This is a genomic window from Paraglaciecola polaris LMG 21857, from assembly GCF_000315055.1.
Lineage (GTDB): Bacteria > Pseudomonadota > Gammaproteobacteria > Enterobacterales > Alteromonadaceae > Paraglaciecola > Paraglaciecola polaris.
The window spans coordinates 15,754-42,425 of the sequence record NZ_BAER01000107.1 but is presented as its reverse complement, the minus strand read 5'-3'; the positions used below and the strand labels follow the sequence as shown (position 1 = coordinate 42,425).

Annotated in this window: 26 protein-coding genes; all 26 read left to right on the top strand. The window is 44.7% G+C overall.

Annotated features, from left to right (window positions below):
• The first annotated feature begins 3 nt into the window (after positions 1 to 3).
• The gene (locus tag GPLA_RS16730; RefSeq protein ID WP_007106138.1) at positions 4 to 1,347 is read left to right on the top strand and encodes a sigma-54-dependent transcriptional regulator; all 1,344 of its coding nucleotides are present in this window, start codon (positions 4 to 6) and stop codon (positions 1,345 to 1,347) included.
• A gap of 251 nt (positions 1,348 to 1,598) precedes the next feature.
• Positions 1,599 to 1,940, top strand: coding sequence for a flagellar hook-basal body complex protein FliE (gene fliE / locus GPLA_RS16725; protein ID WP_007106137.1), 342 nt, complete (start codon positions 1,599 to 1,601; stop codon positions 1,938 to 1,940).
• A gap of 10 nt (positions 1,941 to 1,950) precedes the next feature.
• The gene (fliF, locus tag GPLA_RS16720; RefSeq protein WP_007106136.1) at positions 1,951 to 3,657 is read left to right on the top strand and encodes a flagellar basal-body MS-ring/collar protein FliF; all 1,707 of its coding nucleotides are present in this window, start codon (positions 1,951 to 1,953) and stop codon (positions 3,655 to 3,657) included.
• Between the two features lie 53 nt (positions 3,658 to 3,710).
• Positions 3,711 to 4,760 carry a flagellar motor switch protein FliG gene (fliG, locus tag GPLA_RS16715; RefSeq protein WP_007106135.1) on the top strand — a complete coding sequence of 350 codons (1,050 nt, stop codon included), beginning with the start codon at positions 3,711 to 3,713 and terminating at the stop codon, positions 4,758 to 4,760.
• Positions 4,761 to 4,784: 24 nt separating this feature from the next.
• Positions 4,785 to 5,585, top strand: a complete 801-nt coding sequence (gene fliH / locus GPLA_RS16710) for a flagellar assembly protein FliH (RefSeq protein ID WP_007106134.1) — start codon at positions 4,785 to 4,787, stop codon at positions 5,583 to 5,585.
• Between the two features lie 6 nt (positions 5,586 to 5,591).
• Positions 5,592 to 6,926 (top strand): flagellar protein export ATPase FliI, encoded by a 1,335-nt coding sequence (gene fliI, locus GPLA_RS16705; RefSeq protein ID WP_007106133.1) that lies wholly within the window; start codon positions 5,592 to 5,594, stop codon positions 6,924 to 6,926.
• Positions 6,927 to 7,013: 87 nt separating this feature from the next.
• Positions 7,014 to 7,454, top strand: coding sequence for a flagellar export protein FliJ (gene fliJ / locus GPLA_RS16700; protein WP_007106132.1), 441 nt, complete (start codon positions 7,014 to 7,016; stop codon positions 7,452 to 7,454).
• Between the two features lie 247 nt (positions 7,455 to 7,701).
• Complete coding sequence (locus GPLA_RS16695) at positions 7,702 to 9,750, top strand: flagellar hook-length control protein FliK (RefSeq protein ID WP_007106131.1); 2,049 nt, start codon at positions 7,702 to 7,704, stop codon at positions 9,748 to 9,750.
• Positions 9,751 to 9,829: 79 nt separating this feature from the next.
• Positions 9,830 to 10,357 carry a flagellar basal body-associated protein FliL gene (gene fliL / locus GPLA_RS16690; RefSeq protein WP_007106130.1) on the top strand — a complete coding sequence of 176 codons (528 nt, stop codon included), beginning with the start codon at positions 9,830 to 9,832 and terminating at the stop codon, positions 10,355 to 10,357.
• Positions 10,358 to 10,375: 18 nt separating this feature from the next.
• Complete coding sequence (fliM, locus tag GPLA_RS16685) at positions 10,376 to 11,434, top strand: flagellar motor switch protein FliM (protein WP_007106129.1); 1,059 nt, start codon at positions 10,376 to 10,378, stop codon at positions 11,432 to 11,434.
• A gap of 20 nt (positions 11,435 to 11,454) precedes the next feature.
• A complete protein-coding gene (gene fliN / locus GPLA_RS16680) occupies positions 11,455 to 11,850 on the top strand; it encodes a flagellar motor switch protein FliN (RefSeq protein WP_007106128.1) in 396 nt (131 codons plus the stop codon).
• 28 nt (positions 11,851 to 11,878) lie between these two features.
• On the top strand, positions 11,879 to 12,310 hold the full coding sequence (gene fliO, locus GPLA_RS16675; RefSeq protein WP_007106127.1) for a flagellar biosynthetic protein FliO: 432 nt from the start codon (positions 11,879 to 11,881) through the stop codon (positions 12,308 to 12,310).
• Positions 12,303 to 13,058 carry a flagellar type III secretion system pore protein FliP gene (fliP, locus tag GPLA_RS16670; RefSeq protein WP_007106126.1) on the top strand — a complete coding sequence of 252 codons (756 nt, stop codon included), beginning with the start codon at positions 12,303 to 12,305 and terminating at the stop codon, positions 13,056 to 13,058. Before fliO ends, fliP begins: the two co-directional genes overlap by 8 nt.
• 2 nt (positions 13,059 to 13,060) lie before the next feature.
• Positions 13,061 to 13,330, top strand: a complete 270-nt coding sequence (gene fliQ, locus GPLA_RS16665) for a flagellar biosynthesis protein FliQ (RefSeq protein ID WP_007106125.1) — start codon at positions 13,061 to 13,063, stop codon at positions 13,328 to 13,330.
• 1 nt (position 13,331) lies between these two features.
• Positions 13,332 to 14,111 (top strand): flagellar biosynthetic protein FliR, encoded by a 780-nt coding sequence (gene fliR, locus GPLA_RS16660; RefSeq protein WP_007106124.1) that lies wholly within the window; start codon positions 13,332 to 13,334, stop codon positions 14,109 to 14,111.
• A gap of 15 nt (positions 14,112 to 14,126) precedes the next feature.
• Positions 14,127 to 15,251: a flagellar biosynthesis protein FlhB gene (flhB, locus tag GPLA_RS16655; protein WP_007106123.1), complete on the top strand. Its 1,125-nt coding sequence runs from the start codon at positions 14,127 to 14,129 to the stop codon at positions 15,249 to 15,251.
• 108 nt (positions 15,252 to 15,359) lie between these two features.
• Positions 15,360 to 17,462, top strand: a complete 2,103-nt coding sequence (gene flhA, locus GPLA_RS16650) for a flagellar biosynthesis protein FlhA (protein ID WP_040515158.1) — start codon at positions 15,360 to 15,362, stop codon at positions 17,460 to 17,462.
• Positions 17,463 to 17,496: 34 nt separating this feature from the next.
• Entirely contained in the window at positions 17,497 to 18,837 is a 1,341-nt protein-coding gene (flhF, locus tag GPLA_RS16645) for a flagellar biosynthesis protein FlhF (RefSeq protein WP_007106121.1), read from the top strand.
• A complete protein-coding gene (locus GPLA_RS16640; protein ID WP_007106120.1) occupies positions 18,834 to 19,700 on the top strand; it encodes a MinD/ParA family protein in 867 nt (288 codons plus the stop codon). Before flhF ends, GPLA_RS16640 begins: the two co-directional genes overlap by 4 nt.
• Positions 19,697 to 20,425 carry an RNA polymerase sigma factor FliA gene (locus GPLA_RS16635; protein ID WP_007106119.1) on the top strand — a complete coding sequence of 243 codons (729 nt, stop codon included), beginning with the start codon at positions 19,697 to 19,699 and terminating at the stop codon, positions 20,423 to 20,425. Before GPLA_RS16640 ends, GPLA_RS16635 begins: the two co-directional genes overlap by 4 nt.
• 43 nt (positions 20,426 to 20,468) lie before the next feature.
• Complete coding sequence (gene cheY / locus GPLA_RS16630; RefSeq protein ID WP_007106118.1) at positions 20,469 to 20,852, top strand: chemotaxis response regulator CheY; 384 nt, start codon at positions 20,469 to 20,471, stop codon at positions 20,850 to 20,852.
• A gap of 32 nt (positions 20,853 to 20,884) precedes the next feature.
• Positions 20,885 to 21,628 (top strand): protein phosphatase CheZ, encoded by a 744-nt coding sequence (locus GPLA_RS16625; RefSeq protein ID WP_007106117.1) that lies wholly within the window; start codon positions 20,885 to 20,887, stop codon positions 21,626 to 21,628.
• 12 nt (positions 21,629 to 21,640) lie between these two features.
• Entirely contained in the window at positions 21,641 to 23,872 is a 2,232-nt protein-coding gene (locus GPLA_RS16620) for a chemotaxis protein CheA (protein WP_007106116.1), read from the top strand.
• A 24-nt stretch (positions 23,873 to 23,896) separates the two neighbouring features.
• Positions 23,897 to 25,036, top strand: coding sequence for a protein-glutamate methylesterase/protein-glutamine glutaminase (locus GPLA_RS16615; protein ID WP_007106115.1), 1,140 nt, complete (start codon positions 23,897 to 23,899; stop codon positions 25,034 to 25,036).
• Positions 25,037 to 25,106: 70 nt separating this feature from the next.
• Entirely contained in the window at positions 25,107 to 25,886 is a 780-nt protein-coding gene (locus GPLA_RS16610) for a ParA family protein (protein WP_007106114.1), read from the top strand.
• Positions 25,883 to 26,656 carry a chemotaxis protein CheW gene (locus GPLA_RS16605; protein WP_007106113.1) on the top strand — a complete coding sequence of 258 codons (774 nt, stop codon included), beginning with the start codon at positions 25,883 to 25,885 and terminating at the stop codon, positions 26,654 to 26,656. The genes GPLA_RS16610 and GPLA_RS16605 overlap by 4 nt, the downstream gene beginning before the upstream one ends.
• The last annotated feature ends 16 nt before the right edge of the window (positions 26,657 to 26,672 follow it).

Genomic DNA, 26,672 nt, shown 5'->3' with positions numbered 1-26,672 from the left:
ATTATGTCTCAAACAACGATTTTAATTGTCGAGGACGACGCGGGTTTACGCGAAGCGTTGGTCGATACCTTACTGCTTGGAGGTTACAAGGTGTTAGAAGCCGACTGTGCCGAGCGGGGTATGATGATGATGGGTCAAGAGGCAATAGATTTGGTGGTGAGCGATATTCAAATGGGCGAGATGAGTGGGTTATCGCTTCTGCGTAGCCTGAAGAATAAGTATCCTAATGTGCCAGTGTTGTTGATGACGGCTTACGCCACTATTGATGATGCCGTAACCGCTATGCGTGACGGCGCCACGGATTATCTATCAAAACCTTTCGCTCCAGAAGTGTTACTTAATTTGGTAGGACGCTATGCACCTGCGCAAAAAGTCTTATCTTACGATCCTATTGTTGCCGATCCTAGCAGTGTGAAGTTACTGCAGTTGGCCCAGCGCGTAGCGCAGTCGGACGCCACAGTTATGGTGCTCGGTCCGAGCGGTTCAGGTAAAGAGGTATTGGCTCGCTATATTCACGATCAGTCGTCCCGGGCAGATCAGCCTTTCGTGGCAATAAACTGCGCTGCGATCCCCGAAAATATGCTTGAAGCAACATTGTTTGGCTATGATAAAGGCGCGTTTACCGGTGCTATTCAAGCATGCCCTGGTAAGTTTGAACAAGCTCAAGGAGGAACTATTTTACTTGATGAGATCAGTGAGATGGATTTAGGCTTGCAAGCTAAACTGTTGCGGGTTTTACAAGAGAAAGAAGTAGAGCGTTTAGGTAGCCGTAAAATGATCCCGCTCGATGTGCGTGTTGTGGCAACGAGTAATCGTAATATTCGCCAAACTGTCGAAGATGGATTATTCCGCGAAGATTTGTATTATCGCTTAAACGTATTCCCCTTAACTTGGGCGCCTCTTGATAAACGCCCGGGGGATATAGTGCCATTGGCTGAACACTTGGTGGCTCGTCATCGTAGTAAACAAGGAGCGAGTGCTCTTGCGTTCTCTTCGTCGGCCCGAAGCAAAATGCTTCAGCATAATTGGCCTGGCAATGTGCGTGAATTAGAAAATGTCGTGCAACGAGCACTCATATTAGGCAATGGTGAAATAATTGAAGCAGATGATTTAATGCTTGAGTTTGCTGAAGATGAGCTTTCTCGCAATGCCCCACACGCAGTTGAAGAAGATGAAAGCAAGCTCGGATCAGAGCTTAGGCAGCAAGAGCATCAAATTATTCTAGACACCTTACAATCATGCCAAGGACGCAGGAAAGACGTGGCAGAACGTCTTGGTATTAGTCCACGTACTTTGCGTTATAAACTGGCCAAAATGCGTGAAGTGGGGATCGATCTACCTGCTTAATTTCCCTGTTGACGTACAATTCGAGAATCTCTTAGATATCTACTGTAAACCGCCTATTTCTTAGGCGGTTTTTTTTACCCCTTTAACTAAACAGCCAATATGCCCATGTCAATAAACCGTCATGCTGTTAGTTATGATTAAAAATTAATATAAGCTATTGATATTAAATAATTAAATTACTTGGCATTAACATTGCTTTTAACTTGGTAAGACATAAAACCGTCATTTCGTAAATACGCCAGGAGCAGAGCATGGATATCAAGGCACAATCACTTTATCAAGATATGCAAAGCATGGCCTTGCAAAGCAAAGCGGGGCTTGGTGAATTAAATCCCGCTAGCCTTAACGGTATACAGGTCAACCCTTCTGGTCAGAATTTTGCCGATATGCTTGGCCACGCCATTGAATCCGTTAATAGCATGCAACTAGACGCCAAAGATCAGGCTCAGCGATTTGAAATGGGCGATAAAAGCCTGAGCTTAGCGGATGTTATGGTGAGCAAAGAAAAATCCGGAATTGCGTTTGAGGCGACGATTCAAGTACGAAATAAAGTACTTGAAGCCTATAAAACGATCATGAATATGCCGGTTTAGGAGCTGACACGTGGCTGAAGCAACAGGTACAGAGTTGGCGATGAGCAACACCAACATAGACCCTTACACAGGTGGTTCGGAGCCAGAGCAAAAGTCTGGTTTTATGGACTCCCTTGGCTCTACCGATATGGTACGCCAGCTCACCCTTGTTGTGGCTTTGGTTATCTGTGTGGCGATTGCAGTGTTCATTATGATCTGGGCGCAAGAGCCGGATTATCGCCCGCTAGCCAAAATGCAAACTCAAGAGTTGATCGAGACATTAGATTATTTCGATCAGAATCAAATTGATTATCGCCTTGAAGGCAACACGGTTTACGTCAGCTCAGATCAATATCAGAACATTAAGCTTGGCATGGCGAGACAGGGCTTGAGTCAGGGATCCTCAGAAGGCACGGACATCATCATGCAAGATATGGGATTCGGTGTCAGTCAGCGGGTCGAAAAAGTACGCCTTAAACACGCTCGTGAGCAGCAACTTGCGCGTACACTTGAAGAAATGAGCGCCGTCACGAGAGCTAAAGTGTTACTCGCTTTACCTAAAGAGAACGTTTTTGCCCGCCGGGAGAAAAAAGCCAGTGCCACTGTCGTCATTACAGCAAGGCGCGGAGCGGTGATCGCAAGTGAAGAAGTTAACTCCATTGTTGACATAGTGGCATCCGCTGTACAGGGGTTAGAGCCCGAGCGCGTCACGGTGACCGACAGTAATGGGCGTTTGCTTAATTCTGGTTCTCAAGACAGTGAAGCGGCGAGAAGCAAAAAAGAATTTGAAATGGAGCGTAAACGTGAGAGTGAGTACTTACAAAAAATAGACTCTATTTTGATCCCAGTTTTAGGCTTAGGTAACTACACTGCCCAGGCTGACGTAACGATGGATTTCACCGCCGTTGAACAAACTAAACGCAGCTATAATCCAGACTTACCCGCGATTCGCAGTGAAATGACAGTGGAAGAGAACAGCGTGGGGGGGGTTATCGCTGGTATTCCGGGGGCGTTAACGAACCAGCCTCCTCTTGACTCAAATATTCCGGAAGTAGCCAATGCTAGTAATACTCAAACCACGACACCTGGGCGCAATCACAAAGAAGAAACCAGAAACTACGAATTAGATACAACCATTAGCCATACCAAACAACAAACAGGTGTCATTCGCCGATTGAGTGTTTCTGTGGCGCTGGATCATGTTACCAGTGTAAATGAAGATGGAACCAGTACACTGGTGCCACGCCCTCAGGCGGAGTTGCTGGATATTCGCCGCCTGTTGCAAGGAGGCATTGGTTTTGATGTGACCCGTGGTGACTCACTTGAAGTGGTCAGTATCCCCTTTAGTCGTGAAGGCGAAGTCGCACTGGAAGAGTTACCTATTTGGGAAGACCCTAAGTTTATGCCGATCTTAAAGCTCGTCATTGGCGGGTTGGTCATCATAGTACTTATTTTAGCGGTTGTGCGTCCCATGTTACGTAAACTGATTTACCCAGACGATACCAGCTCAAATGATGACTTTGATGCCGACGAGGGTCTAGATTTAGGGGATGAAACTATCAGCATGTTATCCCAAGAATTTGACGACTCTCAGGTAGGCTTTGCCGCCGACGGTAGCTTTATGTTGCCAGATCTACACAAGGATGAAGACGTACTCAAAGCGGTACGAGCCTTAGTAGCAAACGAACCCGAGTTATCATCGCAGGTGGTTAAAAATTGGTTATTGCAAGACGAATAAATAACGCTAATGTACGCAGCGTAAACCTATGTTAAAAGTAAGAGATAAGCATCATGCCAGATGAAAATGCAGCACCCGCTACAACTGGGGAAAGTGGTTACGACGTCGGTAAACTTGAAGGCGTTGAAAAAGCTGCCATCTTGTTACTCAGTTTAACAGAGGAAGACGCAGCGCAAATACTTAAGCACCTTGAACCGAAACAGGTGCAAAAATTGGGTCAAGCAATGGCCCAAATAGATGACATGACTCAGTCCAAGATAACCGCCGTGCATAAGCACTTTATCGATGAAATTCAAAAATACAGCACCATAGGCTTCCAAAGCCAAGACTTTGTTAAGCGTGCTTTAACATCGGCATTAGGTGAAGATAAAGCTGCCAACCTGATTGACCAAATTTTGATGGGCACGGGTGCCAAAGGACTCGATTCACTCAAATGGATGGACTCTAAGCAAGTGGCGAGCATTATTCGTAATGAGCACCCGCAGATTCAAACCATCGTTATGTCGTATTTAGACGCCGAGCAATCCGCCGAAATTCTTGCTCAGTTCCCAGAGAAAGTGCGCTTAGATCTAATGATGCGAGTGGCAAATTTAGAAGAAGTACAGCCTGCGGCATTGCAAGAATTAAACGAGATTATGGAGAAACAGTTCGCTGGCCAGGCGGGTACGCAAGCGGCCAAAATGGGCGGTTTGAAATCTGCAGCCGATATCATGAACTACCTAGATACCAATATCGAAGGTCAGCTGATGGATGCTATTCGTGAGCAAGACGAAGAGATGAGCCAGCAAATTCAAGACTTGATGTTTGTATTTGATAATCTTGCCGATGTAGATGACCGTGCGATTCAGGCTATTTTGCGAGAAGTTCAACAAGACGCATTGCTAAAAGCAATCAAGGGTGCCGACGACGCATTGAAAACCAAAATCACCTCAAATATGTCAAAGCGTGCAGCCGATATGCTGCTTGATGATTTAGAAGCGCTTGGTCCTGTGCGTTTAAGCGAGGTGGAAGCCGCGCAAAAAGAAATTCTATCTGTGGCTCGTCGTTTAGCCGATGCGGGCGAAATTATGTTAGGTGGAGGTGGCGGTGATGAATTCCTATAAGCGTATGCAGCGTCACGTTAGTTTATGAATGATTTTGATAAAGAACACGATGAACAGATCAGCGCCTGGGACTTACCTTTTGTCGAGGACGAACGTAAAGCCACTGATACCAGTACTAACGCGTTAAATAAACGCTCGAACTGGAAATATGAACCTCCTGAACATGTGTTAGAAGAAGAGGAAAATTTCGACCCACCTACCGCACAGGAAATTGAATCTATCCGTGCGGCCGCCCAAACCGATGGTTTTGACGAAGGGCAAAAAGAAGGGTTTGAAAAAGGACATCAGGAAGGGTTTGAGCAAGGAAAAGAGCAGGGATTGAGCGCAGGTATAGAGGAGGGTAAAGCCCAAGGCTTAGCCGAAGCACAAGAGTCAATCGCGCAACAATTGCAAAGCTGGCAGACACTGCTCACAACCTTACATAAGCCCGTTGAGCTAGTTGAAGAGGATCTGCAAAAAGAGCTGGTTTCGCTTGCCGTATCCTTGGCTAAATCCGTTATTCGAGCAGAAATTAAAACCAATTCAGATATTATTTTTAATGCCATTAGTGAAGGGCTTAAAGTGCTGCCGATCAATGAGCGTCAATACCAAATTCATCTGCATCCCGACGATTTAGTGCTGGTGAGCGAACATTTCAGCGAACAAGAAATTGAAAAGCATGGTTGGCAAATGATTGAAGATCCAAATTTATCTCAAGGTGGCTGCGACATTGTGACCCAGAGTAACGCGGTGGATGTGAGCATAGAGCGCAGAGTTAAAGATGTGCTCGATAAGTTTATGCTCGAGCAAGGACTCGATACTATCCCTTCCGGCGAGGATGACTAGCCAGTTATGGCAAGAAATATTTTACAAAATATCAAAGCATTGCAGCAACAGGTGCCCAGTGCGCCGGTTGTAGCCGCGGGTAAGCTTGTGCGGGGCATTGGCTTAACGCTTGAAGCGGTTGGGTGCCAAATGCCTGTGGGAAGTCAATGCCTAATTCAAACCGTGGACGGTGAAATTGAAGCGGAAGTTGTCGGCTTTGCCGAACACATTACCTATTTAATGCCCACTCAAGCGGTTAAAGGTATTGTGCCTGGCTCACGGGTGCAGCCGTTAAATCGTGAACAAGGCTTGCCGGTGGGCATGTCGTTATTAGGGCGGGTCGTTGACGGTAATGGTCAACCGCTCGATGGCTTAGGTGCTATCAAAGCTGAAAAGCGAGTTCCGCTCACTCGCCCGCCAATGAACCCATTAACTCGAAAACCCATAAAAGAACCGTTAGACGTGGGCGTTAGGGCGATTAATAGCATGATCACGGTAGGCAGCGGTCAGCGTATGGGACTGTTTGCAGGCAGTGGGGTGGGTAAAAGTGTTCTGCTTGGCATGATGACCCGAGGCACCAGCGCTGACGTGGTCGTTGTCGGCTTAGTAGGAGAGCGGGGCCGTGAAGTAAAAGAATTTATTCAAGATATTTTGGGGGAAGAAGAACGTAAAAAATCTGTGGTGGTGGCGGCACCTGCGGATACCTCTCCTTTAATGCGCCTTAAAGGGTGTGAAACAGCCGTTACCATAGCCGAATATTTTCGCGATAAAGGCATGAACGTATTATTGCTGATTGATTCGTTAACACGTTACGCCATGGCACAACGTGAAATCGCGCTAGCTGTGGGCGAGCCACCTGCAACCAAGGGGTATCCACCGTCGGTTTTTGCACGCTTACCTGCGCTGGTGGAGCGCGCTGGAAATGGCGCCGAAAATCAGGGCTCGATTACTGCATTTTATACAGTATTAACCGAGGGGGATGATCTACAGGATCCCATCGCGGATTCTGCGAGGGCTATTTTAGACGGGCACATTGTTTTGTCACGAGAGCTAGCGGATTCAGGTCATTATCCTGCTATTGATATTGAGGCCTCTATTAGCCGCGTTATGCCTATGGTGGTGAGTCCTGAACACCTTCAAGTCGCGCGTCGTATACGCCAAGTGTATTCAACTTATCAGCGAAATAGAGATCTGATTAGCATAGGCGCATACACTAGGGGTAACGATCCAAGAATTGATTTGTCTATTAAAGCTGAGCCTGCAATCAATGCCTTTTTACAGCAAGGTATGCAGCAAATACTGACCTTTGATGAAAGTGTAGACACTATGGTTAAACTTGGTACAGGCCTAGGACCGGCTTAGTGTGCTATTCGCGGTTGATAAACGTCGCTGATTTATACCCGGTCGAAATACAAGCTTTATACTGTTAAAGATAGAAAGGAGCCCGATATGCCAGTGAACAAACAGTTGCAAATAGTTGCAGATTGGGAGCAACGTAAAGAACAAAAAATGGCGACTGATTATCAACTTGCTCAACAAAACGTTATCGATAATCAAAACAAACTGACTGGTTTGGAACAATATCGAGTGAATTACCTTAAAGATGGTATTCGCAAAGGACAGTTGGGTGTAGCGGCAAGAAGTTTTGGTCAACACCAGTCATTTGTCGGCAAAATTGATGCTGCCTGCGAGCAACAAACAAAGCAAGTCAGTAATGCATTAGTCGTCGCCGAACAGCGTAAAAGCCAATGGCTAGCCCAGCAACGCAAGCGCAAAGCGGTAGACATGTTGCTTAAAAAGCAGGCACTAAAAACACAGCACAGACAAGACAAAGCAGAGCAGCAGATGTTAGACGAATTGGCATTGCAGAAGTTTATCCGCAACAAATAAGTTTTCTTATCTACTAACGTACTTTTAAATACGCAGCACTGATGTTTAGCACGTCAATTTTTCGTTAAATAAACCCAGTGGCCCACATTGGAACGAACTTTGCTCATAAGTATTACCAACGCTAAAAAACGCAGAAATTAATGATACGAAAATCGCCGTTGTAATAGACGATAGTGATAACTTGGTCATAACTAACTGTTTTTAAGCCATTAATTTATCATCTTCACAGTTGTGTAAAGGAGCTTAAATGCTGCAACAAATTGCCACTGCTAAATCAGACGTTGCCGCTTATGCGGTTGAGGTGAGTGATGAGAGCATGTCAAAACTGCAAAATGCGGATGAATTTGCCTTCATGTTGGCTAATGAAAAGGCCGCCAATAAAGGGATTAAAAAAGGATCTGATCCAAATGCACAGCAAGGTACCCAGGGACCAAGAACAGAGAAAGCTGAGGCAGATAAAGACAGTAAGGCCAACTCGCGGCATAGCACAGCTAATATAGCAAAAGAGCAAAATAACGACGGACAGCGAGTATTATCGGCTGAGGATAAAAAAATATCGTCCTCTCATCTACCAAATGAAAATGTAGCCGCTGAGGCCGAAGTACAGAGCGCGGATGTTAAGATCATGGAGCCGCTAGGTAATGAAGCAGAGTTTGCTGCGTCCAACGCTGTCACTATTTTCAGCAAAAACACCGACAAAATGAATAACGATGACAACCTTAATGGCAGTCATTGGTTATCTATAGTGGAGCAATTAGCCGCTAACAGCCTAAGTGAAACGGATACTGCAACAGTCACCAAAGCAGATGAACTGCTTACCAAGGAAAGTACTGATAAAGACGACTTGAGCCTGTCATTGGAAAACGAAGCTCAAGAATTACTTTTGTCGCTATTAAAAAAATTAAACCTTCAATCAGATGGTTCCGCGGGCGAACAATTAGATAATGCAGGCACGACAAGTTCGACGCCCGATGATGTGACAAAAATGAAGACTTTGCTGGATAATAATCCAGAGCTGATAGAACAATTGCAACAATTGCTAACCAGCCAAGATCCGCAGGTAATTGAAAATAAAGCATTGAGCAGCGAAGAACTGGAAAATTTAGTGGAAGCATTAACCAGTCTAATCGACCTCGAAACGGTATCCGTGGACGAGCAAGCCTCTGGGTCTACACCGTCCTCTATGCTTGATTCGGCTGAATCGACGTCGCTTGACCTGCAGTCAGTTCAGTCAGCATCGCAAGTTACCGAGGTTATGCAAGATGCATCTAATAAGGAGATAGCATTTATGCTTGCTTCGGTTTTAGATGGGGAGTTAAACCAACAACAACTAGCGTTGTTAGAGGGCAAGCCTGAGTTGCAAAAATTATTGCAGCTTACGCCAAATAAACTGGAAAGTGCGCTGACGATGTTGGCAAAGCAAGTTCAGCAGATAAATGGAACAGCAAATGGCCAAGTGAGCCCAGAGCAGGATATGACATCCTCGACAGCGCCAGCATTAGATAATGTGTTGAGTAAAACCGAGGCCGCTGGTTTACCTGAATTTGTCTTAGCCCTGAAAGCCGGTTTGGCGGAAGTGAAAGGGCAATTGGAAAAAGGCCGGGAGCCAGGAATAGATTTAAAAGGTTTAGTAAATGACGCCATAAAAGCGTCGCCAGAGTTGGCAAGTAATATGCTTTCTTCCAAATCAGAGCAAGTAGAATTGGCGACGCGCTCAGTTATGCAAGTGATTGATGTCGCCCAACTTATGAGCACTGCGTTAGAACAGTCGACCCAGCAACAAGCGGTGAACAGCACTTACCGCGAACAGGGTATTAGCATGGTTGAACAAACGAAGGCGAGTCAGTTGCATCAGGGACAATTTGACAAAGCGTTAAATTTAGCCAAACCAGAAGCGCATCAGCAATTAGCTGAAAAAGTACGTTTTATGGTTAATACCAATCAGCTGGTGGCGGATATTCGCCTTGATCCTGCAGAGTTAGGTTCGATGCATGTGAAAGTCTCGGTGAGTGGTGAGTCAGCCAGTGTTAGTTTTGTTGTGCAATCGTTGCATGCTAAAGAAGCGATAGATAACGCCACTCCAAAGTTAAGAGAGATGTTAGCCGATAAAGGCATTGAATTAGGACAATCCTCTGTTGAACAGGAGTCCGGTGAACAAGATGGGGAGCAGCAAAATGCTGGCAAAGGGCAGGGAGAAGCTAATGAGCAAGGTATACCTGACGTTGAGGTACCGGATGGAAGTCTACAACAACCTATTGTCAACGGCGCGTTAGGTGGCATAGATTACTTTGTTTAATGGAATACGTTGGGGTTATCGATTGCGATTTTCTGCGTAAGAACGATAATACCCGCAAATTACAATACAAGGCGTAGTCATGGCTGAAGAAGAATTACAAATGGAAGAGGGCGCTAAAAAGAGCAAACTCATGATCATCATCATCATAGCGGTGGTGATACTTCTTGGTGGCGGAGCCGCTGCCTACTTTTTACTTGGCGGCGAAGATGACGCAGCCATGGCCGAAGGTGCAGAACAAATGCAGATGGAAGGCTCTGAGACTGAATCATCAGCGCCGGTTAAAACGGGTACTGCTTTGTATGTGTCTATTCCGAACCCTATCACATTCAATGTTCCGGGCACTGGCCGAGACAGGTTAGTTGAAATTAAGGTGCAGTTGATGGTGCGCGGTAGTGATGCAGAAGAAAAAGTGAAAATGCATATCCCGTCTATACAAGGAGCGCTTAACCGAGCATTTAGTCAAGCCAATGCGGATGATTTAATTACTGAAGCCGGTAAGGCAGCCATTCGGGATAATGCCCTGAAAGAAGTGCAAAAAACACTAAAAGACGTAGCAGGCAAGGAATTGGTTGAACAAGTATTATTCACTGGTTTTGTAATGCAATAAGTATAAGCGAGAAAAAGATTGAGCGACTTATTATCCCAAGATGAAATCGATGCACTACTTCACGGAGTAGATGATGTCGAAGAAGAAGACGTAGAGGAGGCGCAAGCCGATGGCTCTGCCCTTGAATATGACTTTTCTTCGCAAGATCGAATTGTCCGGGGAAGAATGCCGACGTTGGAAATTGTTAACGAACGATTTGCCAGACATATGCGGGTCAGTTTATTTAACATGATGCGCCGTTCTGCTGAAGTGTCGATTAATGGCATTCAAATGATCAAGTTCGGCGAATATATCCATACCTTATTTGTGCCGACCAGTTTGAATATGGTGCGTTTTCGTCCGTTAAAAGGAACAGGGCTCATTACGATGGAGGCACGTTTAGTCTTTATTTTAGTGGACAACTTCTTTGGCGGAGACGGACGTTATCACGCCAAGATAGAAGGCCGAGAATTTACACCAACTGAACGTCGAATTATTCAAATGCTGCTCAAGTTGATTTTTGAGGATTATAAAGAAGCTTGGGCACCTGTGATGGATGTGTCCTTCGAATATTTGGACTCTGAAGTCAATCCCTCCATGGCGAATATTGTCAGCCCCACGGAAGTGGTGGTCATCAGCTCGTTTCATATAGAGCTGGATGGCGGTGGAGGGGATTTCCACGTGTCATTGCCCTATTCTATGCTTGAGCCCATACGTGAATTGCTAGATGCTGGTGTGCAAAGTGATAAGGAAGACACGGATCTACGTTGGAGCAAAGCCCTACGTGATGAAATAATGGACGTAAAAGTTGAGCTATCCACGCATATGATGGAGTTAACGCTTAGTTTACAGAAAATCATGGATCTCAAAGCTGGAGATATTATTCCTATTGATATGCCAGAACACATTACTGTCATGATTGAAGAGTTACCCACGTTTAGAGCCAAGCTTGGTCGCTCAAGAGACAATTTGGCACTTAAAATTACCGGTAAAATTCCGAGACCGACATCGGTCAAATCAGAATTACAGCTATTAACCAAAGGGGGTCGCAGAATCGATAGCGACGCCGAGTTACAAACCCTTGAAGATGATTTGTAACCAATCAAGAGGCAATGATTATGAGTGAAGAAGAAGGTTTAGACGATTGGGCTGCGGCCATGGCTGAGCAGGCTGATGAAGAAAGTAAAGACACTGGCGCGACAGTGGCAGAACTCGATGAGTTAGAAGAAGATAAAGATATTTCGCCTGCAGAGAAACGCAAATTAGACACGATTTTGGACATTCCTGTGACCATCTCTATGGAAGTGGGACGCAGCCATATTAGCATTCGTAATTTGCTGCAGTTAAACCAAGGATCTGTCGTTGAATTAGACCGCGTAGCCGGAGAGCCATTAGATGTGTTAGTAAATGGCACGTTGATTGCTCATGGTGAAGTAGTAGTAGTCAACGATAAATTTGGTATTCGATTAACTGATGTTATTAGCCAACTGGAACGAATTAAAAAGCTTAGATAAGCAAACCTCTTTTAAAACAAGGGTTTGGATGTATCTAAGCCCTCTGTTTTTAGCCTCTAACTCAGCGTTTGCTGAGGCTAAAACCCTTTCTGATACCACTTCAATAGTGTCAATTTTTCTATCCTTGTTGCTCGTCATTGGGGTGGTTTTTATGCTGGCATTCATTATGCGACGGTTTAATGTCACTGGTGGCAGCACAGGTCAGCTAAAAGTAGTCGCTTCTCTGGCGGCAGGTACTAAAGAGCGCATATTAGTCATTGAAGTCGGTGACGAGCAGCACCTGATTGGTGTGACAGCACAAAATATTAATCATTTGGCTAAACTCGATACGCTTATCACAACCGATAAAGCACCATCTGGTGAACTCTTCAAAGATAAACTCAGCCTATTTATGGCCGGTAAATTACAGCCTAACGCCAACTCTGGCGCAAAAAAAGGTGTGGGAGCACGAGATGAATAAAGTATGTTGGTTTTTATTTGCTGTATTGCTGCTGGCGATACCAGGTTGGGCTTTAGCTGAGCCGGGGATCCCTGCATTAACCATGACTGAAAATGCCGATGGTTCCCAGGATTACACCATGACGTTACAAGTTGTGGCCATTATGACGGCGCTAAGCTTACTACCCGCCTTCATCATGATGATGACTTCGTTTACCCGTATCATTATTGTGTTATCGATTCTGCGTCAAGCGATTGGCTTACAACAGTCACCATCTAATCAAATTCTGATTGGTGTTAGTTTGTTTTTGTCGATGTTTATCATGGCGCCGGTTTTTGAAAAAATTAATGAAACCGCATTGCAGCCTTATTTAAGTGAGCAAATTACCTCAATTCAAGCTTATGAGTTAGCTAAGGAGCCCTTGCGAGGGTTTATGTTGGCGCAAACCCGGGTCAAAGATTTAGAAACATTTGTGGAAATAGGCGGTTACGAAGACAGATTTCAGGAGCCCGCTGACGTGCCGATGAATGTTCTGATCCCAGCATTTGTCACCAGTGAATTAAAAACCGCTTTTCAAATTGGTTTTATGTTGTTTATCCCGTTTCTGATTTTAGATCTTGTGGTGGCCTCTATTTTGATGGCAATGGGCATGATGATGTTGTCGCCGATGATAGTATCTCTGCCGTTTAAATTAATGTTGTTTGTTATGGTCGATGGCTGGAATTTGATTTTCGGTACATTGGCCAATAGCTTCGGAATGGGGACGTAGCCATGGCACCAGAGGTTTTTGTCGACATCCTAAAAGAAGCCCTGAATATGGTAATATTGCAGGTTTCGGCGATCATTTTACCCAGTTTGTTTGTTGGCCTGATTGTGGCTGTGTTTCAGGCCGCTACCTCAATCAATGAACAAACCATGAGTTTTTTGCCACGATTAATTGTCACTTTATTGGCGCTCAGTTGGGGCGGGCACTGGTTAGTACAACAGCTAATGGATTTTACCTTTACTATGGTTGAACGAATTCCAGAAGTGGTTGGTTAACATGGAGTTCTCGGCCGACACCATTACCCAGTTTATGGGGGACATGTTGCTGCCTTTCATGCGGATCTCTGGCATGTTGGCGACTATGGTTGGCTTGAGCGCTAAAACGGTACCAACCACGGTACGCGCATTACTGACTCTATTTATTACTCTTATTATTCTTCCTGTTATCCCTCCGGTTCCCGTGGCTGAGATCTTTTCAGTAAGTACCTTTGTCTTGGTTATTCAGCAACTTATTATTGGGATTTCATTGGGATTTATTTCAACCATGGTGCTCAACACGTTTGTATTAGCTGGGCAAGTTGTCGCTATGCAAACTGGGCTAGGATTTGCGTCTATTGTTGACCCGGTAAATGGTATCAATGTCCCTGCGGTGGGACAGTTTTATCTAATACTGGCGACCTTACTTTTTTGGGCGCTGGATGGTCATTTAGCGATGATCCGCATGGTGGTCATGAGTTTTACTGCCTTTCCTGTAGGAGAAGCGTGGTTGCAACCCGAACAGTTTAGGGAGATTGCACACTGGGCGGGGTGGATGTTTATTTCAGCGGTGACCTTATCTTTGGCGCCGATTGTGTCTTTATTGATTGTCAACTTGGCGTTTGGCGTAATGACAAAAGCTGCGCCACAGTTAAATATATTCAGTTTGGGCTTCAGTATTGCCCAGATCATGGGCTTAGTGATCATTTGGATCACCATGGACAATTTCACTCATCATTTTGAAGTGCAATGGGACAGGGCGCAGCAAATGATGTGTCAGCTCGTTAACGTGTGCCCTTAAAGGAGGCGGATATCCATGTCTGATGCAAATGAAAAAACAGAAGACCCCACGGCCAAAAAAACTACCGACTCCAGAAAGAAGGGCCAAGTTGCACGCTCAAAAGAACTATCAACTGCACTGGTTCTGGTTTTTAGCGCCGCTGCATTTATTATGATGGGAGGACAAATTGCCAAAGCGTTATATCTTGTGACTCTGCGTATGTTTACTTTATCCCGTGATGAAACCTATGACTTTACGCATATGTTTCAAGCGTGGGGGTTTGCTATCGAAACCGTAAGTGGACCCGTTATGTTGTATATGGTGATTATTACAGCGGCGGGCATTTACGGTAATATTGCCTTAGGTGGCTATAACTTTACGTGGCAAGGCGCGGCCCCTAAGGCAAGTAAGCTCAACCCGCTAGCTGGGTTAAAACGTATGTTCGGCATGAATGGTTTAGTTGAGCTGTTAAAAGCGATTGCTAAAGTTGTCGTTATCATGGGTATGGCATATGTGGCTATGTTGGTTTTTAAAGATGAAGCGCTGCATCTGGATTTAGAGCTATACCCACAGAATTTATTCCACGCCATGGATTTAATTTCTTGGGCGTTTCTTATGATGTGTTGTGCGCTTATCCCTATTGCCGCGTTAGACGTGCCTTATCAAAGCTATAAGCACAATAAAGAAATGAAAATGTCTAAACAGGAAGTGAAAGACGAAAATAAAAATGCTGAGGGTGACCCTCAAGTTAAGAACCGTATCCGCAGATTGCAATTTCAAGCTGCAGCAAACCGTATGATGCAGGAAGTGCCGACCGCGGATGTGATTGTCACTAACCCAACACATTATTCCATCGCGTTAAAGTACGACCAACAAGGTACCCGTGCTCCAGTGCTGGTGGCTAAAGGGGTAGATGAAATGGCCATGCATATTCGTAAAATCGCTGATGCTCACGAGGTGCCGATTGTTGCTTCGCCTATGCTGGCCCGCGCAATTTACTACTCCACTGAAGTGGAATCCGAGATACCGGCTAAGTTGTTTATGGCCGTAGCTCAGATATTGGCATATGTATTCCAGTTAAAAGCCTATAAGAACGGTAAAGGAAAGCGACCAAAATCTGTTCCGAAAAACTTGCCAATCCCCTATGAATTAAGACGTTAGGGATATATTCACACTAATTTCGGTATCTGCAGATGAATAGTTTACGTTAGTTGGCGCGTTAGTTGCTTTACTAGATGAAACGTCCGTTAGGTGTCAAAAATTCGCGCTATGCAACTTACAGCTTATCTTAATCGTTTCGACAAAAAACAATTCCAGTCAGCATTGACAGGGCTGGGTGCACCGCTAGTTTTATTGGCTATTATGGGTATGATTATTTTACCCATGCCGGCCTTTCTGCTCGACGTACTGTTTAGTTTTAATATAGCCCTATCCTTAGTCATTATTCTGGTCTCGGTCTTTACTAAAAAACCGGTAGATTTTGGTATTTTCCCACTGGTTCTGCTAATCGCGACGGTTCTGCGTTTAGCCTTAAACGTTGCCTCAACTCGTATTGTGCTTCTTGAGGGCCATGAAGGCGGTGACGCAGCAGGTAAGGTTATTGAGGCATTCGGTGAAGTGGTTATCGGTGGTAACTATGCTGTGGGTATTGTCGTATTTGCCATTTTGCTGATTATCAACTTTAAAGTAGTCACCGCGGGTGCGGGGCGTATATCTGAAGTGAGTGCTCGTTTTACCCTTGATGCAATGCCCGGTAAACAAATGGCAATCGATGCTGATTTGAACGCAGGCTTTATCGATCAGGATGAAGCGCGCAAACGCCGCTTTGAAGTTACCAGTGAGGCTGATTTTTACGGTTCAATGGATGGTGCATCAAAGTTTGTGAAAGGCGATGCGGTAGCGGGTTTATTCATTATGCTGATTAACATTGTAGGTGGTTTGTTTATCGGTATTTTTCAACACGATCTAGCCTTTGGTCAAGCGGTCGAAATCTATACTCTACTTACCATTGGTGATGGCCTTGTTGCGCAAATTCCGTCGTTACTGCTATCTGTCGCTACTGCGATCATAGTAACCCGAGAAAACGATTCCCAAGAAATGGGACAAGAATTAACGCGTCAATTAGGTAATCGCAAGGCGCTATATATTACCAGCGGTATTTTGTTTGTGATGGGAATTGTGCCCGGTATGCCACATGTTGCTTTTCTCGGGTTTAGTGCGTTAGTGGGCGGTTATGCTTATTACCAATACTGGAATGAGCAGAAACTTGCTTCTCAACCAGAAGTACTTTCTCCAACGCCTGAGCGTAACAATGCGCAACCCGCGGAAATTAAAGAACTTGGTTGGGATGATGTACAACACGTTGACACCATTGGTCTTGAGGTAGGGTATCGATTGATACCCTTGGTTGATAAATCTCAAAGCGGCGAATTATTGACGCGCATAAAAGGGGTACGTAAGAAATTATCCCAAGAACTAGGATTTCTTATCCCGCCTGTGCATATTCGTGACAATTTGGATTTAAGCCCAAATAATTACACGATATCTATGTTAGGTGTATCTGTTGGCGAGGCTGAAATTAGTCATGATGATGAGTTAGCGATTAATCCAGGTCAGGTCTTTGGCAAATTGGATGGTACGGTTACAAAAGATCCTGCATTTGGCTTAGACGCAGTGTGGATACGAGCGAATCAGCGTGAACATGCACAAACCTTAGGCTATACAGTCGTTGATAGCGCCACCGTTGTGGCTACCCATTTGAGCCAGTTGCTGACCAATAATGCCTATCAGTTATTAGGTCACGAGGAAGTACAGCAACTGCTGGATATTCTCGCCAAGCAAAGTCCTAAATTAGTTGAAGGCTTAGTGCCTGATATTCTGTCACTGAGTACTGTCGTGAAAGTACTGCAGACCTTGTTGTATGAAGGTGTACCGATCCGTGACTTACGCACCATAGTGCAAACATTGTGTGAGTATGGTCCAAAAAGTCAGGATCCTGATGTATTGGTATCAGCGCTGCGTATTTCCCTTAAACGGTTAATCATTCAAGAAATTAACGGCGGCCAGGCTGAGTTACCAGTCATAACTTTGGCGCCAGAGTTGGAACAGATGTTGCACCAGTCTCTTCAAGCGGGTGGTGGAGATGGCGCAGGCATCGAACCTGGTTTAGCAGAACGTTTACAAAAGTCGCTAAATGACGCATCACAACAGCAAGAATTAGCCGGCGAGCCTGCCGTATTGTTAACGTCAGGTATGTTACGCCCAGTGTTATCACGCTTCTTGAAGCACGCAGTACAAGGTTTACATGTGTTGTCGTATCAAGAAATACCAGATGATAAACAAATTAAAATAGTCAGTGCGGTGGGTCAATAGTCCGTCACCAGATGTCAGTAGCAAGGGGTAGATTGTGAAAATTAGACGCTTTTATGGCAAAGACATGCGCGAAGCATTGAAACAAGTCAAAGATGAGTTGGGCGATGATGCTGTCATCATGTCCAATAAAAAGCTTAATGACGGGGTGGAGATTGTCGCAGCATATGACAAAGAGCCTACGATAAGCACGAAACGCACAGCCCCTGTGACAACATCCGCGCCTAAGCAACGAGTTTCTTCTACCCCGACGCTTAGTGAAATAATCGGCGACAGTGGACCGGATAGTCTACGTGCCTTGCTAGAAAAGCAGATACACGCTAAAGAAGCGTCATCTCAAAGTACGCAAAGCGCACCTGAACGCCCTAAACCTCAGGGTGTTAATGGTCAGTCGCATGCAGTTAAACCTCAACAAACGCCGCAAATGTCGGCCTCTCACGCGCCGCAGCAGAATGATGCGCTAAATGAGATGCGTCAAGAACTGGCTTCTTTACGTAATGTTTTACAATTTCAAGTTGCCGGCCTGTTACAACAAGATAAAGGCCGAAATCATCCCTTACACGGCTATTTAACCAATAAGCTGCAGAAAATGGGTATAAGCCAAGCATTGGCCAATGAAGTGGTATCCTATACACCTGCGCAAACGGACGAACGTCAAGCGTGGTTATTTTTACTTAGATTGTTAGCAAATCGTATTCAAATAGAAGAAAGTAACTTATTGATGACCGGAGGCATTGCTGTTTTAATGGGGCCAACGGGTACAGGTAAAACGACCACAGTCGCAAAATTAGCTGCTCAGGCCGCCCAAAAATACGGTGCAGAGAATGTGGGTTTGATTACTATCGACAGTTATCGAATTGCCGCTTACGAACAAATATCCACCTATGCACGCATTATTGGCTGTTCGGTTAAAAAAGCACAAAATGCTGAAGAGTTGTCCGATTTATTATTCCAGTTCAGAAATAAGCGTCTCATATTGATTGATACTGCGGGATTTGGACAAAGAGATGTTAGACTGATCAAACAGTTAGAAACGTTGAAGCAAAGTACCACGGCAAATATCAGAAGCTATTTGGTCATGCAGGCAAATTGCCAGTACCAAGTTATGCAGCAAACGATATCAGCTTACAAACAGATTTCTTTACAGGGTTGTATTTTCACCAAATTAGATGAATGCTACAGTCTTGGAGAGGCGATTAGTGCGGCCATCGAGCACAAATTGCCCGTGAGTTTTATAACCGATGGTCAAAAGGTTCCGGAAGATTTAAAAGTGGCTGATGCAAAATTTTTGATAACCAGTGCCGCCAAGCTTTATAAAAAGCATGTATTAATTCATACTAGTGACAATTCACTAAATAACGCAGCAGTGGCAGTATGATTGAGGATCAAGCGAGTAGCTTAAGAAGAATGAATCAATCGCGATTAATCAAAGTTATCGCCGTAACCGGCGGTAAGGGCGGGGTGGGTAAAACCAACGTGACTTTGAATACCGCAATCTCTATGGCCCAACAGGGTAAGAGAGTGATGGTATTGGACGGGGATTTAGGTTTAGCTAACGTTGATGTGTTACTTGGCTTACGTGTAGTGAAAAATCTTTCTCACGTGTTGTCTGGGGAGTGCACCTTAGATGAAGTGCTAGTCGAAGGCCCATACGGAATTAAGATTGCTCCGGCTACCTCTGGCAGTCAATCTATGACCGAATTAACCCCTACAGAACACGCAGGCTTAATTAGAGCTTTCAGTGAACTGCGTTCGCAAATCGATGTATTGATTGTTGATACCGCGGCGGGTATTTCAGACATGGTTTTGAGTTTCTCGCGAGCTTCCCAAGATATATTAGTGGTTGTGTGTGATGAGCCCACATCATTAACTGATGCCTACGCGTTAATTAAAATTCTTAATAAAGAGCACGGTGTATTTCGTTTTAAAATTGTCGCCAACATGGTGCGCAATATGCGAGAAGGCCAAGAGCTATTTAATAAATTAACGAAAGTGACTAATCGTTTCTTAGACGTCGCGTTAGAATTGGTTGCAACTATCCCGTTTGACGAGAATATTCGCAAATCTGTGCGCAAGCAAAAAGCGATTGTCGAGGCTTACCCTACGTCTCCTGCAGCGATAGCCATTAAAAAGTTAGCGCAACAAGCTGGTAGTTGGCCAGTACCGTCACAACCTGGCGGGCACTTGGAGTTTTTCCTTGAGCAGCTTATTGTCAAAAAAGCCATGGGCGACATTCGGTGAATAGCAAAGCGTCTGCATATCAGCAGTTAGATGATCGTAATGCCTTAGTTGAACGCCATGCGCCTCTGGTTAAACGTATTGCTCATCATTTGATAGCACGCTTGCCAGCCAGTGTACTGGTTGATGATTTAATTCAGGCCGGCATGATTGGTTTGCTTGAAGCTTCGCGTAATTTTGACGGTACCAAAGGCGCGAGTTTTGAGACTTTTGCTGGTATTCGTATACGCGGGTCAATGCTGGATGAAATTCGTAAAGGGGATTGGACACCTCGTTCTGTTCACAAAAACGGTCGTGCTATTACTGATGCGATCAATAAAGTTGAGCGAGAAACGGGACGGGATGCCCGAGACGTCGATATAGCCAAAAAGCTGGATGTAAGTTTAGATCAGTATCATCAGATGCTTGGTGAAGTCAATGCGGGTAAAATTATTGGCATGGAAGATTTAGGGGTGACCGAAGATGTGGTGACCACTGAACAAACCAAAGGATCGGATACTCCGTTTGAAGATTTACTACAAGGATCCTTTCAAAAGGCCTTAGCCCATGCAATTACCACCTTACCGGAACGTGAAGCGATTGTATTATCTCTGTATTATGATGAGGAATTAAATTTACGCGAAATAGGCGAAGTATTAGACGTGAGTGAGTCACGTGTCAGTCAAATCCACAGCCAAGCGATGCTTAAACTAAAAAGTAAAATGCAGACTTGGCGTATTGAAGAATAATGCAATAAGGTATTTTGCAATTTTGCCCTGAGCGGAGATTATTTTGAACAAAAATATGAAAATTTTGGTTGTTGATGACTTTTCGACAATGCGTCGTATTATCAAGAACTTATTAAAGGATTTAGGTTTTACTAACATTCAAGAAGCTGATGACGGAAGCACAGCGTTGCCTATGCTTCAACAAGGTGATTTTGATTTTGTGGTAACAGACTGGAATATGCCAGGAATGCAAGGGATTGATTTATTACGAGCGATCCGCGCAGATGAAAACCTAAAACACACCCCAGTATTAATGGTTACTGCTGAAGCTAAAAAAGAACAAATCGTTGCCGCTGCGCAAGCTGGTGTGAATGGATACGTTATCAAACCATTCACCGCTGCAACCCTTAAAGAGAAGTTAGCCAAAATCTTTGAACGTTTAGGTTAACTCAGGCTTTTCTGAACTAAAAGGAAGGCCATATGACCTCAAGTTCTGCCCCCATGTCGTTGGACGATGCAAAGCAATTAGTTGTCATGCTGGAAAGTGGTGACAACCAAGGCGCGCAACAGTTACTCGACAAAGTGAATGATACTAATTCGGTAGAATTGTTTGAAGAGGTGGGTAAACTAACTCGCCAACTTCATGATTCGCTTAATAATTTTCAATTTGACGAGCGTATAGCTAACTTAGCGAATGAAGAAATTCCTGATGCTAAGACGCGTCTCACTTATGTGATTGAAACTACTGAGCAAGCAGCTAATCGCACGATGGATTTGGTCGATAACTGCATGCCTATTGCGACTAAACTTAACTCGGAAATCAATGCCATTTTACCTGAATGGAAAAAATTATTGAGTCGCCAGTTAGCGCTGGGAGAATTTAATGTTTTATGTCGACGTCTGGATACATTTTTAGAAGAAGGCGAAGCCGAGTCAGGTAAACTAAATGAGTTTCTCACTGAAATGCTACTTGCCCAAGGTTATCAAGATATTACAGGTCAGGTCATTCGCCGCGTCATTGAGTTGGTGAAGGAAGTGGAAGATAGCTTAGTACACATGCTTACCATGTTCGGTGAAACGGAATCGCTGAAAATAACTCATATATCTGATAAACAAGCCGATAGTGTAAAAGCGGAAGGCCCGATTCTCGATGCCGCTAACCGTGACGACGTCGCATCTGACCAAGATGATGTTGATGACTTACTCTCAAGTTTAGGATTTTAGAGGCGTTAGAATATGGCGTTTGATGTTGACGAGGAAATTCTTCAAGACTTTTTAGTTGAAGCTGGTGAAATATTAGAACAGCTTCAAGAACAACTCGTCGAATTGGAAAACAACCCGCAAGACGCAGATCTGCTCAATGCTATTTTTCGTGGCTATCATACGGTAAAAGGTGGCGCCGGCTTTCTTTCGTTGACGGAATTGGTGGATATTTGCCACGGCGCTGAAAACGTATTTGACGTCATGCGCAACGGTCAACGCTCGTTAACGCCGGAGTTGATGGACATTATTCTACAAGCTACTGACGAAGTTGTGGGCATGTTTGAAGATGTTAAAACCAAAAAGCCCCTTGTTGCAGCTTCGCAAAATTTACTTGATACCCTGCATCGTCTCAGCAAACCTGAGTCTAAAGATGAAGTACCACAAGTCACGCAAGCTGAAACAACGTCTGGGAGTGCAGCAAAATCAAGCTCTGACGATTTCGATGAATCTGAATTCGAAGCGCTGCTAGATGAATTACATGGCAAAGGCAACCCCGTAGCGGTTACTTCTTCGAGTCTCGTTGCAGAGGCTGCTAACACAGCAGATGATGACGGCGATATAAGTGACGATGATTTCGAAGCTTTACTTGATCAACTTCATGGCGAGGGACAATTTAGTGGCGGACAAGTCACACCGACTGCGGCAAGTAAAGCGCCGCCCGTGATTACATCTTCCGCTGATGGTGAAGACATCAGCGACGACGAGTTTGAAGCCTTACTTGATCAACTGCATGGCAAAGGGCAAGCACCTGCGGTGAAAGCAAACACATCTGCGACACCCGTAGCGCCGAGCTCTGCAGAGAATGATCAGCTAAAGCAACCAGACAAAGTGGTTAATAATAGCGAGGAAGATAATACAGCTAGTACGTCGTCTGTGGCACCGCCTCAAGCGAGTGTACCTTCTATCTCGCCAATCCAAGCCAGTGCTCCAGTTAAAAGTGCCGCGCCTATCCCAAGTATGGTTGCGCCGACACAACGCGAAGAAAAGCGCCCATCGGTACCCCAAGCAGAAACAACGGTGCGTGTGGATACAAAGCGCCTAGATCAAATTATGAATATGGTCGGTGAGTTGGTGTTGGTACGCAATCGTTTGCTTAGCCTAGGGCTAACGGTAAACGATGAGAGTATGTCTAAAGCGATTGCCAATCTCGATGTGGTAACAGGCGATTTGCAAGGCGCGGTGATGAAAACCCGAATGCAGCCCATTAAAAAGGTGTTTGGTCGTTTCCCTCGGGTTGTTCGAGATTTGGCTCGTACCTTGAAAAAGGAAATTACCCTAGAGCTTGAAGGGGAGGACACTGATTTAGATAAGAACTTAGTTGAAGCACTAGCCGACCCTTTGGTGCATTTGGTGCGCAACTCAGTGGATCACGGTATTGAAATGCCTGCTGATAGAATCGCTGCCGGTAAGCCATCCTTAGGTACGGTAAAATTAACCGCATCCCAAGAAGGGGATCATATTTTACTGAGCATAATAGATGATGGCAAAGGTATGGATCCGGATAAACTCAAAGAGATCGCTATCTCTCGAGGCGTGTTAGATGCTGATGCCGCTGCGCGCATGACGGATGAAGAAGCTTTTAATTTGATTTTTGCGCCAGGCTTTTCTACTAAAACAGAAATATCTGAAGTGTCAGGCCGTGGTGTTGGCATGGACGTGGTTAAAACTAAGATTAACCAATTAAACGGTACGGTTAATATTGACTCCGTGCTGGGCAAAGGAACAACATTAGAAATTAAAGTGCCGTTAACTCTCGCTATTTTACCCACGTTAATGATAGTGGTTGGCGATCAGACATTTGCTTTGCCTTTAGGCTCGGTAAACGAAATTATTAATATGGATATGAGTAAAACCAATACGGTTGATGGTCAGTTGACTAAAATTGTGCGTTCTAAAGCCATACCATTATTTTATTTACGTGAGTGGTTGGTGCGTAAAAATGCTAAGCCTATACCGTTAGACCGCTCCAAAGGGCATGTGGTTGTGGTGAAAATTGGTACACAACAACTTGGTTTTGTGGTGGATGCACTCATAGGGCAGGAAGAAGTGGTGATTAAACCACTTGATGAACTGCTTCAAGGTACGCCTGGTATGGCGGGAGCAACGATTACTAGTGATGGTGGTATCGCGTTAATTTTAGACGTTCCTGGGTTACTGAAGCATTATGCTAAGAAAAAGTCCGATGCTATTCGGCAAGCGCGATAACCTCGAGGTTTTGATAAAACATACATGGCTTACAAGATATTAGTAGTTGATGATTCGATTTTTTTTAGGCGCCGTGTAAAAGAAATTTTAGAGCAAGACCCCAGTTTAGAGGTAGTTGGTGAAGCTCGAAACGGACAAGAAGCGGTTGATATGGTTATGCAACTGAATCCGGATGTGGTGACCATGGACGTGGAAATGCCTGTGATGGATGGTATAACAGCCGTCAAAAAAATCATGGCACGTAAACCTGTTCCGATCATTATGTTTTCTTCTCTGACGTTAGAGGGCGCTAAAGCGACATTGGACGCATTAGATGCAGGTGCAATGGATTTTTTACCAAAAAAATTCGAAGATATTGCCGCTAATCGTCAAGATGCTGTTGCGTTGTTACAGTCGCGAGTCAAAGGCCTGTGCCGCAAGCAGCATGGTTTTCGCCCTGCTGCTTCGCGCGTAGCCCCACCTAAAGCTATTTTGTTTAATAAACCAGTCAGTCGAAACCTCGCCAATCGTTCGTCTCAATCCACAAGTACGGCTTCGGTGTCGACACCGGTTTACCATTCGTCGTCTGCAGGGCTGCCTTCTGGCAAAAAATATCGCTGCTTGGCCATAGGTACATCCACGGGTGGGCCTGTTGCTCTGCAGAAAGTGTTAACCAATATTCCCCAGCATTTCCCTTATCCTATTTTCATTGTCCAGCATATGCCAGGTGCTTTTACGCGAGCGTTTGCTGAACGGCTTAATCAAGTCTCTAAGTTAACTGTAAAAGAAGCCCGAAATGGTGAAGCCGTAGAGGCGGGTGTGGCTTACCTCGCGCCTGGCGGTCGGCAAATGACCGTGCAAGGTGACAGTCAAAGGGCGACATTCAGAGTTTATGATACGTCAGACGGTGCCGATATATTATATAAACCCAGTGTGGATATTACGTTTGAGTCTCTTGCCAAAGTTTATCAAGGGGATGTACTTGGTATTATTCTTACCGGCATGGGTGCTGACGGAAAACTCGGTGCTGAGAAGCTGAAAAAATATGGGGCGAAAATTTGGGCTCAAGATGAGCTAAGCTCTGTGGTATATGGTATGCCACAAGCAGTGATGTCGTCAGGTATCGCAGAGAGAGAGTTTTCCATTGATTCGTTTGAAAACAGTATTTTAAAAGAAATGGTGTAAACCTTTATCTCAATTCAGTTTTTGGAAATAATGCGTATATTAATCAGCAAACCACTAAAAGGTAATTAACGTGAAGGTGTGGACCGTTGCAAATCAAAAAGGGGGGGTCGGGAAAACCACGACTACTGTCACCCTTGGTGGTTTGTTAGCCGAGCGAGGAGCAAAAGTGATTTTAGTCGACACTGATCCTCATGCATCTATGAGTTATTATTTTGGAATAGATTCTGACGATTTGTCCCACAGTTTATATGACGTGTTTGTTGATGATAAACCCTTGGATAAAGAGGCCGTTTTAGATTGTCTATGCTCGACCAAACTTGATTCGCTATTTATTTTACCCGCAAGTATGGCGCTGGCGACATTGGATCGTAAGCTTGGTAATCAAAGTGGCATGGGACTGATTTTGAAAAAAGCACTCGCCTTGATAGATGATGAATTTGAATATGCACTTATCGATTGCCCACCCGTGCTTGGCGTACTTATGGTCAATGCATTAGCAGCATCCACTCGTGTTGTGATACCAGTGCAAACCGAGTTTTTGGCACTAAAGGGGCTAGAGCGAATGCTGGATTCCCTGCAGATTATGCAACAATCTTTGCGTAAAGAATTTTGTTACACCATAGTGCCTACTATGTTTGATAAGCGTGTTAAGGCGGCGATAGGGGCTTATCATACTTTGCGCGAAACACATGGTGATAAAGTTTGGCAAGGGTTGATCCCGATTGATACAAAATTTCGCGATGCTAGTGCAAACCATGCACTGCCATCTATTCATGCGCCAAAGGCGCGGGGGGTTTTAGCTTATACCAGCCTGCTGCGCCATTTACGTTTGTTAGAGGTGGCGAAATGAGTAAAAAAATCGTTGGTAAAAAAGACGTGATGGAAGAATACCTATCTTCCTTACTCACCGAAGACGTCGCTCAAAAGGAACCGCTCGAACAAGTTAGTCGGTTATTGGACTCAGCGTCAGTATTACTTTCTGATATGCCTGAGGCGAATGACATAACACAAGAGCAAACCGTCAGTTACAACATGCGCAGGGAGCGTCCGCAAGAGCAAGTTGGCCAGGCTGATGATGATCTTTCTCTTCCAGCGGAACCTGAGCTCGTCCCTGAAGCTCAAGCGTCCATAGATGCAGCGGCTAATTTAGCAGCTCAAGATACAGGGATGTATACACAACCCTTTCAGGCTCTTATTTTCGAAGTGGCGGGATTATCTTTAGCATTACCGCTAACTGAGTTAGGGGGGATACATCAACTAGCAGACGTCACGCCGCTCATCGGTAAGCCCAAGTGGTTCAAAGGTGTCATGTTACATCGTGATGAAAAAATGAACGTGGTGGATACCGCGATGTGGGTCATGCCCGATAAATGTAATGAACAACTAGCTGATTCGGCAACAAATAAATACCTGATCATGTTAGATGATAGTGGATGGGGGTTGGCTTGTGAACGTATTATTGACACTGTCACGTTGCAACCGGATGATGTGAAATGGCGCAAGTTTGATGGTAAACGTACTTGGCTAAGCGGCATGGTAAAGAAAAAAATGTGTGCCCTGGTAAATGTGAAGCAACTTATTCGATTGCTACACCAGGGTATGAATAGTAATGACAACTAGCAAAATGATGCTGGAG

Excerpts from the sequence above, each read along its gene's own strand:
- GPLA_RS16730 (WP_007106138.1), top strand. The coding sequence starts at position 4 with ATGTCTCAAACAACGATTTTAATTGTCGAGGACGACGCGGGTTTACGC.
- fliE (WP_007106137.1), top strand. The coding sequence starts at position 1,599 with ATGGATATCAAGGCACAATCACTTTATCAAGATATGCAAAGCATGGCC.
- fliG (WP_007106135.1), top strand. The coding sequence starts at position 3,711 with ATGCCAGATGAAAATGCAGCACCCGCTACAACTGGGGAAAGTGGTTAC.
- fliH (WP_007106134.1), top strand. The coding sequence starts at position 4,785 with ATGAATGATTTTGATAAAGAACACGATGAACAGATCAGCGCCTGGGAC.
- fliI (WP_007106133.1), top strand. The coding sequence starts at position 5,592 with ATGGCAAGAAATATTTTACAAAATATCAAAGCATTGCAGCAACAGGTG.
- fliJ (WP_007106132.1), top strand. The coding sequence starts at position 7,014 with ATGCCAGTGAACAAACAGTTGCAAATAGTTGCAGATTGGGAGCAACGT.
- GPLA_RS16695 (WP_007106131.1), top strand. The coding sequence starts at position 7,702 with ATGCTGCAACAAATTGCCACTGCTAAATCAGACGTTGCCGCTTATGCG.
- fliL (WP_007106130.1), top strand. The coding sequence starts at position 9,830 with ATGGCTGAAGAAGAATTACAAATGGAAGAGGGCGCTAAAAAGAGCAAA.
- fliN (WP_007106128.1), top strand. The coding sequence starts at position 11,455 with ATGAGTGAAGAAGAAGGTTTAGACGATTGGGCTGCGGCCATGGCTGAG.
- fliO (WP_007106127.1), top strand. The coding sequence starts at position 11,879 with ATGTATCTAAGCCCTCTGTTTTTAGCCTCTAACTCAGCGTTTGCTGAG.
- fliP (WP_007106126.1), top strand. The coding sequence starts at position 12,303 with ATGAATAAAGTATGTTGGTTTTTATTTGCTGTATTGCTGCTGGCGATA.
- fliQ (WP_007106125.1), top strand. The coding sequence starts at position 13,061 with ATGGCACCAGAGGTTTTTGTCGACATCCTAAAAGAAGCCCTGAATATG.
- fliR (WP_007106124.1), top strand. The coding sequence starts at position 13,332 with ATGGAGTTCTCGGCCGACACCATTACCCAGTTTATGGGGGACATGTTG.
- flhB (WP_007106123.1), top strand. The coding sequence starts at position 14,127 with ATGTCTGATGCAAATGAAAAAACAGAAGACCCCACGGCCAAAAAAACT.
- flhA (WP_040515158.1), top strand. The coding sequence starts at position 15,360 with ATGCAACTTACAGCTTATCTTAATCGTTTCGACAAAAAACAATTCCAG.
- GPLA_RS16640 (WP_007106120.1), top strand. The coding sequence starts at position 18,834 with ATGATTGAGGATCAAGCGAGTAGCTTAAGAAGAATGAATCAATCGCGA.
- GPLA_RS16625 (WP_007106117.1), top strand. The coding sequence starts at position 20,885 with ATGACCTCAAGTTCTGCCCCCATGTCGTTGGACGATGCAAAGCAATTA.
- GPLA_RS16620 (WP_007106116.1), top strand. The coding sequence starts at position 21,641 with ATGGCGTTTGATGTTGACGAGGAAATTCTTCAAGACTTTTTAGTTGAA.
- GPLA_RS16615 (WP_007106115.1), top strand. The coding sequence starts at position 23,897 with ATGGCTTACAAGATATTAGTAGTTGATGATTCGATTTTTTTTAGGCGC.
- GPLA_RS16605 (WP_007106113.1), top strand. The coding sequence starts at position 25,883 with ATGAGTAAAAAAATCGTTGGTAAAAAAGACGTGATGGAAGAATACCTA.